General features: G+C 33.7%; 12 protein-coding genes. 9 read left to right on the top strand and 3 right to left on the bottom strand.

All coding sequences use genetic code 11. The features are described from left to right. Window positions 1-138: 138 nt before the first annotated feature. Window positions 139-327, bottom strand: coding sequence for a CsbD family protein (locus tag V5290_RS11905; RefSeq protein WP_333385884.1), 189 nt, complete (start codon window positions 325-327; stop codon window positions 139-141). 369 nt (window positions 328-696) lie between these two features. On the opposite strand from V5290_RS11905, the gene V5290_RS11900 reads away from it, so the two are divergent. Next, window positions 697-885, top strand: a complete 189-nt coding sequence (locus V5290_RS11900) for a hypothetical protein (RefSeq protein ID WP_333385881.1) — start codon at window positions 697-699, stop codon at window positions 883-885. Window positions 886-1,515: 630 nt separating this feature from the next. Beyond that, complete coding sequence (locus V5290_RS11895; RefSeq protein WP_333385878.1) at window positions 1,516-2,094, top strand: porin family protein; 579 nt, start codon at window positions 1,516-1,518, stop codon at window positions 2,092-2,094. Window positions 2,095-2,313: 219 nt separating this feature from the next. Here the strand turns inward: V5290_RS11895 and purT are convergent, their stop codons facing one another. Then, window positions 2,314-3,504, bottom strand: a complete 1,191-nt coding sequence (purT, locus tag V5290_RS11890; RefSeq protein ID WP_333385875.1) for a formate-dependent phosphoribosylglycinamide formyltransferase — start codon at window positions 3,502-3,504, stop codon at window positions 2,314-2,316. A 346-nt stretch (window positions 3,505-3,850) separates the two neighbouring features. Here purT and V5290_RS11885 point away from each other — a divergent pair, with 346 nt between their 5' ends. The 5 genes from V5290_RS11885 to V5290_RS11865 all read left to right on the top strand — a co-directional run bounded on the left by V5290_RS11885 (window position 3,851) and on the right by V5290_RS11865 (window position 8,889). Next, a complete protein-coding gene (locus V5290_RS11885; protein ID WP_333385873.1) occupies window positions 3,851-4,159 on the top strand; it encodes a hypothetical protein in 309 nt (102 codons plus the stop codon). A gap of 195 nt (window positions 4,160-4,354) precedes the next feature. Continuing rightward, window positions 4,355-5,692, top strand: coding sequence for a hypothetical protein (locus tag V5290_RS11880; protein WP_333385870.1), 1,338 nt, complete (start codon window positions 4,355-4,357; stop codon window positions 5,690-5,692). Beyond that, window positions 5,689-6,600, top strand: coding sequence for a DUF2971 domain-containing protein (locus tag V5290_RS11875; RefSeq protein WP_333385868.1), 912 nt, complete (start codon window positions 5,689-5,691; stop codon window positions 6,598-6,600). Before V5290_RS11880 ends, V5290_RS11875 begins: the two co-directional genes overlap by 4 nt. 808 nt (window positions 6,601-7,408) lie before the next feature. Then, window positions 7,409-8,341 (top strand): hypothetical protein, encoded by a 933-nt coding sequence (locus tag V5290_RS11870; protein WP_333385865.1) that lies wholly within the window; start codon window positions 7,409-7,411, stop codon window positions 8,339-8,341. Further along, a complete protein-coding gene (locus V5290_RS11865; RefSeq protein ID WP_333385862.1) occupies window positions 8,335-8,889 on the top strand; it encodes a hypothetical protein in 555 nt (184 codons plus the stop codon). The genes V5290_RS11870 and V5290_RS11865 overlap by 7 nt, the downstream gene beginning before the upstream one ends. Window positions 8,890-8,995: 106 nt before the next feature. Here V5290_RS11865 and V5290_RS11860 read toward each other — a convergent pair whose 3' ends face one another. Beyond that, window positions 8,996-9,511: a DUF2982 domain-containing protein gene (locus V5290_RS11860; RefSeq protein WP_333385859.1), complete on the bottom strand. Its 516-nt coding sequence runs from the start codon at window positions 9,509-9,511 to the stop codon at window positions 8,996-8,998. Between the two features lie 986 nt (window positions 9,512-10,497). On the opposite strand from V5290_RS11860, the gene V5290_RS11855 reads away from it, so the two are divergent. After that, window positions 10,498-12,192 (top strand): retron Ec67 family RNA-directed DNA polymerase/endonuclease, encoded by a 1,695-nt coding sequence (locus tag V5290_RS11855; RefSeq protein WP_333385856.1) that lies wholly within the window; start codon window positions 10,498-10,500, stop codon window positions 12,190-12,192. Window positions 12,193-12,468: 276 nt separating this feature from the next. After that, the coding region (locus V5290_RS11850) for a transposase (protein ID WP_333386198.1) at window positions 12,469-12,758 on the top strand (290 nt) is incomplete at its 3' end.

The following is a 12,758-nucleotide window of genomic DNA, read 5'->3' as shown; positions in this document are numbered from 1 at the left end:
TATCTTTTGTGACCTCTAAAGCATACTGAACAATGGGCTTTATCTCGGTCCCTCACTCCACCGTGGTAATACAAAAAAGGCCAATTGAATTGGCCTTTGGTTTGATTATTTAATAAGAGTTAAGAAGGGTGAGACCTATTAGAATGACTTATTAAACTCTTTTTCTGCTTCATCTTTTTCCATGCCGTACTTCTCTTGCATTTTACCTTGGAAGACTTCTAGGTTACCGTCAATCTCTTGTAAGTCGTCATCTGTTAACTTACCCCATTTCTCTTTGATAGTACCTGATACTTGTTTCCACTGACCTTTCATAATGTCGTTATTCATAATTTAGCTCCTTAGCTAGTCTAGATAAATGCAATATAGTGATTGCGTCAATGTTCTCAGTAAGAAGCGTTACAAGTTGTGTGCCAAAAAATAAAGCACTGATTTATAATGATATTTATTATTAACCAAAGTAAACGGTATTTTTACCCTGTAACTATTACAGGGCTAATTGAAAGCTTTTCATGCAACTTATAATCGAAAGAAGAGGAACCACTAAAATGGCTTTTACTTTTGCTTCTTCTAGTCTATAAATTTCCTCTCAACGGCTTGGGTAATGGATAGTGGTATAATACCCATTCACATTGATGTATTTGATATGTGGAACACATGATGTAACTATTACAAAAAGTAGAATAGTAGGAGAGGAATATGACAGTCATCTGGATCTTGGTTGCGTTATTTGGGGCGGTTGCCTTGATGGTGATATTGGGTGAGCGTTATGCCAAACCTATCGATGCTAAACAACAAGCTAAATACAGTAAAATTTTACCTATCTTAGTATTTGCCATGCTATTCGTCGCATTAATAAAACAAGTGTTTGAATCCGGTTATCTTTAATACTTTGTTCTGAATGGTAACCTAGCCTTAATTTATTTAGAGATCTCCAGTTTTATCTCCACGGTATTATATTTATTGTTAGTACTGGGTCCTATCGGCAAGTTATTTTTCCCTTTCACAAAGAAATCCAGACCTCCAAAAAGTAAAGAAAAGGCACTTGTATCGTTTTTTGATCTATACCTTTGAGACAAAGCAGTAGCAGTCACCTTAATACACCGCTCATACCTGACATCTATGTGAATAAGTTCGCTAGCAACGGTTCCTTATCTTAATTGGCTAAGGCCAGTGATTGATTTAAACAAACTTAATGGGGAAGAGTGGGTCTAGACATAATGAGTAAGATTTTATTGAATTTTTTTGCTAGTGCTTACTCTAAACATGCAGGTATTCAAAACTTATTTTGAGCAATGAGAGTATGTAATTTCTTCATAGTAAATTATAAAAAGTACATATGAAAACAATAGATTGTACATTTTTAGAACGGAAAATAGCCTTTTTACAGGGATAAATATTGGCACATATTTTGTAAAACTTAAGTAACTTAAATAGTTTTAATATCTTGAAGAGCAACTCTACTAACAAAGTAATTCAGTATGAGTATTAAATAATAAAACACTTATGGAGCATACAATGAAAAAGTCAATTTTAGCATACGCATTAATTTCAACTGGTTTTTTAAGCACTGCAACATTGGTGCATGCAGAAGCATATAACCCAGATTCCGATGCGGCAGGTGTTTATGTAGGTGGTAATTATGGCTATTTACGAGTGGATGGGGATGACGAATTTGATGATGATAAAGACGCTTATCAAGTATTCTTGGGTTACTCTTTGAATGAATATGTTGCTGTTGAGGGGAGTTATGTAGATTTTGGTGATTATGGAAACTCTGTTGCAAGTGCAGAAACCGATGGATATACCCTTGGGTTAAAATTAGGTTTACCAGTAACTAACAATATCGAAATTTATGCTAAAGGTGGTCAGCTCTGGTATGAAACGGATTACTCTGTGCTGGGAGTTGATGGAAACGAAGAGGACACTGGGTTATTTGCCGGGGTAGGGGTGAGTTACCACTTAGATAAAAACTGGGCAGTTAAAGTCGATTATACCGTCTATGATAATGACTTAGATGTTGATAGCGCAGACAGCGATTCTGACTTTTCAACTGATATGAAATACGCATCAGTAGGCCTTGAATACAAATTTTAAATTCCAAGAATTAAGTTAATAAAATACGAAAAGGCAAATCATGTTGATTTGCCTTTTTTGGTATATGTCGTTTATTAAATTACGCTAGTTTATGTAGATTTCCGCTTTTATAAAACGATGCTGTCGAATAATTCGATCCTTGCCTGAGCTTACTAAAGGCTATGTCAGGGTTCTGCAATAAATCCTTATTTAATAAGCCATTATTTAATAAACCTTTATTTAATAAGCAATGTTTACAGCAGCACTAACAGATTTTGCATTCTCAATGGCTTGTTCAATATTGTCACCACGAGCAATCGCGACACCTAAACGGCGACCACCGTTAATATTGGGTTTTGCAAACAAACGTATCTGCGAACCTGCTACTTTGCCTAGCGCAGTGGCGACACCTTCAAACTGGATATCTTGTGATGTGCCATTACCTAAAATAACACTCGAAGCTGAAGGGCCGTATTGCGTAATGTTACCAATAGGGAAACCTAAAATAGCGCGCACATGCAAAGCGAACTCAGATAAGTCCTGTGAAATCAATGTCACCAAGCCTGTATCGTGTGGGCGAGGCGAGACTTCGCTAAAGTAAACTTCATCACCTTTTACAAAAAATTCCATCCCAAATAAACCAAACCCACCTAATTCAGTAACTACCTTTGTCGCAATGGTTTGGGCTTTTTGTAATGCTGTTTCAGACATTGCTTGTGGCTGCCATGATTCACGGTAATCACCGTCTTCTTGACGGTGCCCAATAGGGGCGCAAAAGTGTATTCCATCAACCGCGCTAACCGTTAATAAAGTGATTTCGTAATCAAATGGAACAAAGCCTTCGATAATGATGCGACCTTCGCCAGTACGGCCACCTTCTTGAGAGTAAGTCCAAGAGTTATCTAAATCTGCATCCGTTTTTACCACGCTTTGACCTTTACCTGAACTGCTCATTACAGGCTTAATCACACAAGGCTGGCCAATCTCTTTAACGGCTTGTAAATACTCTTCTTTAGTATCGGCAAAAATGTAAGGTGAAGTTTTCACGCTTAACGTTTCAGCGGCTAAACGACGAATGCCTTCTCTATCCATGGTCAATTTTGCAGCACGCGCAGTCGGGACAACATTAAAACCTTGTTGCTCTAACTCCAACAAAGTATCAGTCGCAATCGCTTCTACTTCAGGAATAATGAAATCAGGATTTTCTAAGCGAATGATTTCTTCTAAGCGTTTTCCATCTAGCATGCTGACAACATGTGAACGATGCGCAATTTGCATTGCTGGCGCGTTTGCATAGCTATCAGCAGCAATCACTTCGATGCCAAAACGTTGTAGCTCGATAGCCACTTCTTTGCCTAATTCGCCTGAGCCTAATAGTAATGCCTTAGTTGCACTTGCCGAGGTTGCCGTACCTAAAATTGGATGTGTCATGTAATTCACTCTTATGTGGATGAAAAGATGAGATATTAAGTTTTGAATTCTACCAGAAAAAGAGTTTAGCTAGCATTGATTAATAGTAAGAAAGGGCCGTTTTCATCATACGGAATTCATTATTCTGTATTTTCCCCAACTATATCCACTGGCTTTCCCATCGACTAGAAAAGCAGAATAGCTTTTATTCTTGTCGTGTTTAGGTAAGCACTCTTTTTAATTCAAAGGCTAGAGGATCATATTTTTAACTAGACGTTTAAATGAATGGCATGATTAATATAAAATTATGATATTTTATTGCCTTATCAGATTGTTAACTGAAATTAATAAGCCTCAAGGATTAAAAGTGAAAGTAACGTGCCCACATTGCCAAGAAAAAATGAGCCCGAAAGATATTAAAAGCATCAATAAAAATAGTATCTACGTGGAAAAGCAGTGTCCATCTTGTGACGGTTGGTTTAGCTTAAATAAGCGGTTAACGAAAATAAAAACACTTGGGATGACATTATTACTAATAACCAGTCTATTAAACATTTTTGGTATTAAAAGTGAGTACAGCATTGTATTTTCAAGTATCGGTTTAGTAGGTGTTTTGGTCGCCTTACTCATTACTTTTATAGGTAAAAATGAAAAAGTGGATAAGCCAAGTCAATAAGAGAAAAGAAACTAATCCTGAGTTGCTAGCTACTTTCGTTTAGTAAAGGTGGTTGATTAATAAAAATTCAATGATGGGAGTGGGCGTAGCCATATAAAGTAATTTTTTATTGTAAATATTTGATATTGATAATTTAAACATGCGGGAGCCCAGCTTTTTTTAACTAATAGATCTATTTTTATAATGGTGGGTAAAATGCATCACATAAGTGAAAAAGAAATAATTACAGCTATAAAAACCAAGCAGTACTCTACTCTTACTTTTTTAGAGGAGTATCGAAATTCTTCTGAAAATAAATGGTATTTAGGCTTTTATTATTTTATTCAAGATCTTAAACAAGAAAATACCCAAACTACCTACAATGAAATTATTTCAAAATATGGAAATGAGTCAGCTGCATACTGCTACTTGGGTGATACTGCTAGTATAATTTATAACGAAATACTCAATGAGCACATCCCAACTTGTTTTTATAAAAAATCAGTAGAATTGGATAATGGTAATATTGACGGGCATTGGGGGTTATATAATAAAGATCATAATATGAGTTCTTGGCTTTATGTGTTGGAATTTCGCTACAAAAGATGTGAATACGATAATGTCATACATATAATTAACACTTCTTTTATTACTTTTCAAAATACAAAAAGCTTATCAACTGAACAATGGATGCTTATAAAAAAAATAGTTATGGATGACAAGGTTACATGTGAATCAAATTTACTTATATTGGCTTGTTTCCACCTTGATGAAATTGAGGAAGGCTTAACTATTATTAATTCAATGGATAAAATTAGTTACGGTATTATAGAGCCATATGCAGAGAAAGGCTTGGTTGATAAAGAGAAGGTAATATCTAATATTTACCCATTTCAAGTATCTGATTTTTGTACCGATGATTACAAAAGCATTTATCAAAAGCATCTTAAAGAAAACTTGATGACAAGAGAAACAATTATCAAATTTGCATTTCAGGCTAAAGAATTTCATGATGTAATTACTCATTATGACGAAGCACCTGAAAACGATATATTACTCAGGCATAGTTTCAGTGCTCGTATTTATTATTTATTAGCTAAATTAGAATTAGATGATGAATTAGACGAAGAGATAATGCAGTTTATTCACAAAAAAAGTGATTATGTCGAAGGTGAAAACAACTCTCTTTATAAAATATTACAATTTAAATTAAAAACTAAAGAGTTAAAGGTGCGTTTTAAAAGTGGACAATCATTACAATGCTTAATAGATTCTTTTGAAACTTATAATCAAGCTAAAAATCTTATTGATAGCTTAGAGTTAATGGTGTGTTTCCAATATTCAACGCTAAAAGAAGAGCTTAAGGCTATTAAAGAGCAGTGGAATAAAGCTTATTATCAGAATGAATTTGAGAAAAAGAAGAATAAAAAGCTTGGCTCAACTTTATTGGATAAAGATTTACTCGGTTTTTATAATTTAGGAATAAAAGCTGAAGAATACGATTACGTAATAGATAATATTGTTGCCTGCCACAAAAAAATGTACCTTCGATGAACTCACATAATATTCTTGGTATTTGCTATGAAAAAAAAGATCAATTATCTTTAGCATTTGAGCAATACAAATATGCTTTAAATTTAATGCTCTTATCTAAAGAAAAAGATCATGTAATAATTGGAAATTATATTTCTGCTGGAACAAAATTATCTGATATAGATATTTCAGAAGAAGATTTTGTAAAACTAAAACAAATATTCAATATTGCGATAACCAACCAATTTCAATGGAATACATTTACAGCAGATGGAATGAAGCGCCTATTCAAATATTCTTATTTTAATATGAACACTCTTGATGCTTTAACAAACCAATACTTTTACTTATCAAGCAGAGAGCAATTAAATGACCCAATAGAACTACCTATGTTAAATAAAGTAGGTGAAGGGCAGCTTATTGACTCAAACTATCGAACATTTTCTCTATCTCTCAATATTAACTCCATGCTGATGTGGTCTCATTATGCTGAAGAGCATCAAGGGATAATGATTGAATATTGGTTTGGTGGTGAACTTCCAGAGGGCGTTGGAATAGAGAAAATTTCCTACACTGAAGAATTAAAACGAAATGCAGAACAAGATTTATTTATATTCAATCAATTTTTACTAACTAAAAATAAGGGATGGGAGTATGAGCGTGAAGTTAGATTATTTTCAAACCATATGAATAAAATATATTTTGAAAAATTTGACTATCCAAATCATGATAGAAATAGAATTAATGCAGAGATAGTTTGTATTACTTTAGGCTATAAATTCCCAGATAATAAAAGAGAGCTTATTAAAAAGCTTATTACTCGAATAAACGAGAATAAAAGAAACTTTGAGCAAAAAATATCACTCAAAGAAGCTTATATTAGTGATGATGATAAGTTTTCAATAAAGTACCGCCAAGTTAATCTTTAATCTTAAGAGGTAACTTTTTTGGAGTGGTTTAAGGGGCGCATTTCCGAAAAGTTACGTTTAAAATGCATTTGTTGGTTAGATAACAAAATAGTACTGGATAGGGCAGAAAACAAAGCTGGAAATATCAACTAGCTTCGATGAGAGGACTACTCATATAAATCAAAATTTGTACATATCCAAATGAAGTATTGGGCACCTAAACCTTTTATAAACAAATTCAATGTATTATTTGGAGTCGAAAGTGGTTCCAAAGTACGGGATATCCAATCGTTGATGAATCAGTTAATTAGTAAAGCCTTACCCATCGCGCCACGACATTTCCACCGTCAAGCTTTCCTAGATAATTATTACACTTTAAAAATACCAAATAGGATGTTTGGGTGAGGTGAGGCTAGTACATGGATGCACGTTCGAAACGGTACGTTTCAATGCGTTAGTAAGTTGGATTAGAAAGCGATCCTGTGCCTGTTCTCTTCTTTGCTTTATCTACTGGTATAGAGAAAGTAAAGCCGCAGACATCGTTGGAAAATGTTAATTAAGGTTAAAAAAGATTCGACGAGCGAAGACGAGAAATAGCACTTTGGGTAAATTACAAAGCCTATATATTTTGATGAGAACAGTGATAATGATGTAACATAGGCAGGAGAAAATAGTGAAAAATAATTCTAGTATTAAGATCTATATTTGTTGTTTTTAGAATTTTTAAGTTTTACAAACAATATATTAGTAATTCTTAATATATTTATTTTACATTCTTTGGTTGTTGTATATAAAATATAAAATATTATAAATAAAGGATTGTATAATCATGCCTGGACCTTTTTTTAATGAATTACCGCAAAATCATCCAAGTATTAAAAGAGAAAAGCTAAGGTCTAGCCTAGAAAGCGACTTTAATAAACATCAGACAGATATTTTTGTACTTACTCAAGATGAGTTTTTTAAACTTTGGGTCGCTGCGGAGATAGCTCGGGGGAAATCCCTGTCTGCAATTAAGGAACATTTATCTGAGATCACAGGGTTATCTATTGCTCAAGTTTCATTAGCTAGCGCAGCTACTTATGGTTCTGCTATTAAAGATAGTACTTCATTTTTAGCTATTGCAAATGACTTTAGACGTTCAGGAAACCTTCTTGGTAAATATGAATTAAGTGTTCGTAATGGTAAAAAATATATTTCTTTTAAAGGCAACCATAAACTCAGAAATATTTTGAAAGGTACTCGGTATCTTGCTAGTAATACAAAGGTTATAAGCGTTGGTATTGGTAAAGAAGCTTTGAAACAAGGTGCTAAAAGTGGTTTTTATGTTTCTATATTCTTTTCTATAACTTTAAATAGTATTAATTGGTTATTTGAAGAGGATTATCGTTGGACAAACTGGTTAGCAACAACAACTACTGATATTGTTAAAGCATTAGTAGGTGCCTTAGCTGGTATTTTTGCAGGTTTGATACTTACTAGTGCTACAGTTGCTGTTGTAGCAATTGGTTTGGGGATTCTTATCGGAGTTGCAGTAAGTTTAGTATTAAACTCTATTGATGAAAGGTTAAAAATTACTAAATCATTAATTAAATATCTGGAAGAAAAAGAAGACAAGTTAATGAATCAGATTACAACACGTATTCGAGAGGAACTCTATAGAGTTTACATCGTAACAACTGAAACAATTGTTAAGTCTATAAAAATTAAAGTAAAAAGGGAACTTAGTAACCTTATTAGTGAGCTTGTTAATCCATGGTAAAGTCTTTCAAACAACGATTAAATAATTTGGATACAACTTTTATATTTGCAGTATTATTTACAGCAATTATAAGTATTGTTACTACTTGGTTGATGGTTTCTTATTTATTTAATGAGATTGTCCAAGGTATTCTATATCCATATAGTGATTATCCTGTCATTGTTTCATCCACTGCTGATATTTTAATTATCCCTGGTTTTATCGCTATGTGGTTGGCTGTATTTATCGGTATTGCAGATATTCTGTTGAAGTTATTTGAAAATACATTTTATGAAAAATTAAAATCTAAATTAGGGTATGCAGTAGGTATCGTATTAATTATTTCAATTATAGCATTTGTGACTAATTACTTTACTTGGCAAGTCGCGGCGCACTCTAATGGCTACACTCAATGCGATAGTGGGAGTAAGCTTTTGATGGGAAGTAAAATATCTTCTGCTTGGAGTAAAGAAGAGTATTTATGTAACGATTATAATGTAGATAAACTGTTATCGACAGGTACTCATGATCAAGTTGTTGAGGTGGCTAGATACTTAAAAAGTAATTAGTACTTACATTTATTAAATATTCGGTGCATTAAGAGGGCGTTTTTTATCCAGACAAAAACGTTCGAGTGCGTTTTTATTTGATTACTTCCTTGTGGTCGTGCAAAAGCTAAGAGGGCCCATTTACAATGATGTAGTGATGGCATTCTTTTAATAATGTTAAAAAATGGTTTATATCTCGATCTAAACTGCTTTCTGGTAAGTAGAGATGATAACCATATGCTTTGGCGAGTTGTTCCGTACGATGCAACCATCCTGCGATTGGGCCTTTATATATCACTTCATTTAACGTGAATGGTTCAAAATTAATCAGATCTTCTTCAGCACTAATTTCTTTATTAATGATCGCTAAAACGATTAGTTCTTGTTGTTCGTGAATTAACTTGTTGGCAAGCCTTGGGGATATGTTTTTGGCGAGATGTTCTAAATTATTCAGTTTGATACCTAGGTAAGGTAACTGTGTATTCTGTCCTCTGACGTCCGCTTTAACTTCTCCAAAGCGTATAATATCTTGCCATGGTAATGTCCATTTTCCATTAAGGTGACAATATTCAATCATTTTAGGTGTGATAAAAAAGCTGGTTTCAGGCTCCAAATATTTAAGGAGCCCAATAAATGCAATCATTAAGCTGATACATATGAGCAAAATCAATTGAATTTTAATGGCTTGCCAAAGAAATAAACTGATAATCCAAAAAATAAAAATCAAAGTGCATCCAAGGCATATCAGCGTTAGTGCATTACGTTTTGAATTGGGGTGAACTTTAATAACTCTATTAACGGTATCTTCCAAATTTAACCTTCCTTGAAAATTTGGTTTCTTGAATAAACAGCTTTTATTAGCAACGAATAATATGTTTTTGAGAATAAACCAGGGGCAATTGGTCTTTCAAGTTTATTTTTACCTCGTTCCTTCGGTCCTCTGTGGGAATGCAACTTTACCTAGAGTGATAAGTGCAAATTCTGCCTTTGCTCGTCCAGTCATTCACGCTTTTATTTGCAGTGTTTTTGCCCTGTCGGTGACATACTTTTTCTTACCATAAAAATAAAGTAAGCAAAGAGACTGGCTCCCAATTCGTTTTTAAACTATTCCTTTGGGTAAGAGTAATGACCTCCTTTTTAACGCACCGCTCAGACTCGACATCCATGCCTCTCCTTGCTAAAGGCAATCATTAATTCAGGAAAACTTAACGAGAGGAAGGGGTGTAGTCATCTTGAGTAAGGTTTTATTGTAACTATTTGATATTATTAATTTCAATGTTTGGGTGTCCAGCACTTTTCCGCACTTTTCCGCACTTTTCAATTGTAATAAGAAGGCTTTGGTTGCAGCCAAAGCTTGGGCCTCACTTTACCCGAACTTGGTGTAATAAATTATTTAAGTTGTGGATTTATTATCCATACAAGATGTTATAATGTTTGTTTTTCGATTGACATACTAAGTCTATAATGTTAAATTTTTCAATGGTTTACAGGCAGATTTTTTTATTGCGTTTCGCAATAAGTGGAAATAATGTCAGGCTTAAATGCTCCTATAAACGACACGTTTGAATAATATGGCTGCGCCGAGCTAAAGAGTGCCTGTAAACCACTTCCATCCTCAAGGTATCATCTATGTCACACTTAAGTCTGCTTTTGAATTGCACAACCCGTCAAGATTTATCAAAGTTGTTGGGTATTGAATTAAAACACCTTACGTATTTAATTTATGGTTTAAGTGATTCAGAGAAGTATTCTAAATTTTCAATTCCTAAAAAAACAGGCGGTACAAGATCCATAACATCTCCAATCGATGAGATAAAAGATCTACAAAAGAAACTTTCCACATTATTACAATCTTGTTTACAAGAAATTGAAAATAGGTCGAAAAAGAAATCACCATCACACGGATTTAAGAAAGATTGCTCTATAATTTCAAATGCCAAATCTCATACAAGAAAAAGGTATGTAATTAATTTAGATTTAGAGAATTTTTTTACCGCATTCAATTTTGGTCGAGTTAGAGGTTTTTTCCTTGTAAACGAGCACTTCAAATTAAGTAAAGAAGTAGCTACGACAATCGCACAAATAGCATGCTTTCAAGGGCATTTACCACAAGGAGCCCCTTGTTCACCTGTAATTACAAATCTTATATGTAATATTTTAGATGTAAGACTCTCAAAGCTAGCCAAGTTGAATAAATGTAAATATAGCCGGTATGCTGATGACCTAACATTTTCTTCTCGCAGTAAAACAATATCCAAAGAACTTGTTATCTGTGATGGGCATAATTGGAAGGTTACAGGAAAGCTTAAGAAAGAAATCAGTAGAGCAGGCTTTAAGATAAACCTCCAAAAAACTCGAGTTCAATATAAAAATTCAAGGCAAGATGTAACTGGTCTTGTTGTTAATGAGAAGCTTTCTATACCATCTAAATATTGGAGGGTGGTAAGAGCTATGGTAAACAATTTACTTAGCAGCGGTTATTTTACAGTATCGAAAAAAGTTATTACTAAAGGTGTTGTTCAGGAAGTAGAGAGTAAAGGGAAGATTAAACAACTAAATGGGATGTTATCTTATATAGACTCTGTGGATCTCCACAATTCGCAGAAGTCTAATGAATTTAGAGATCTGAATCAAAGAGAGAAGACTTATCGAAATTTTTTATATTTCACTAAATTTTATTGTAATACTAAGCCCATAATAATATGTGAGGGGAAAACTGATCATGTTTATTTAAAAAGTGCTCTAAAAAGTTTAAATGAGCAATATCCTAATTTAATTGAAAAGACTGAAGATGGTTTGCAATCTAAGGTGGCATTTTATAAGTATTCAGATTTAGAAATAAGATTGTTGGGCATCACTGGTGGATCAGATCTGTTAAGAGCTTTTATATCAAACTACCCTAAGATTATAAAAAAATTCAAAGCTAAGCCATCAAAACAGCCCGTTATTATTCTTATAGACAATGATCGTGGAGCAAGAGAAATATATAGCCAAATAAAATCAATTACTCAATCAAAGAGTAGTATTGACGGTAGTCAAGACTTCTATAAGCTCTATGACAATTTTTATGTAATTGCAACTCCATGTAAACAAGGAAAAATGTCAAGGATAGAGGATTTTTTTCCTAAAACGTTATTAAAGCGAGAATATAATAAAAAGAAATTTGAGCCAGATGAAAAAAAATTCGATAAATCAAAACATTATAGTAAAGCAATATTTGCAGATAAAATTGTTGCGCCTAATTACAAAGTCATAGATTTTTCGAGCTTTACAAAAATATTTTACAGGATAGAACTTGCTATCAAGGATAGTGCCACATTATAACAAGGTATTTAAACGTAATTAAAACAGTGGGTTATGTTTCGTGCCTCAACATTGTTACCCACTATTTTAATCCGCTTAATGAGGCGCTGAGGCTGTAGATTTTCTCCGGAAAGAACGTTTTTACGTTCTTTTTTCATAATCTTTAATTGTACAAAAAACAACCTTGATTGAGCAGTCCCTCTGTGATCTAATAGTTATTATTCGTTCAGAGTTAAATGTGATGGCACTCTTATAAAGTAAAGAGGCAAACCTGACTTATCTTGCCAAAGTAAATTCATTCCGATTGATTTCGCACAGCAAATTATCCCCGGTACTTTTGAATACGCACTTTCTCATATCGTCGACAAACACCTTGATTTAAGTACTTTTGATAAATGGTACAGCAACGATAAAAATGGCGCGGCTGCTTATCCTCCTTCAGTTATGCTTAAAATAATCTTGTTTGGTTATTCACGAGGCTTGGTCAGCAGTCGTCGCATTGCAAATGCATGTGAAACCAATATTACCTTCATGAGTTTATCGGGTGACGTACAACCACATTACACTTCAATTGCCAGTTTTGTCGC

This window comes from Psychromonas arctica (assembly GCF_036697365.1).
Classification (GTDB): Bacteria; Pseudomonadota; Gammaproteobacteria; order Enterobacterales; family Psychromonadaceae; genus Psychromonas; species Psychromonas arctica_A.
The sequence above is the reverse complement of the archived record's forward strand: the minus strand, read 5'-3'. Positions and strand labels throughout refer to the sequence as shown.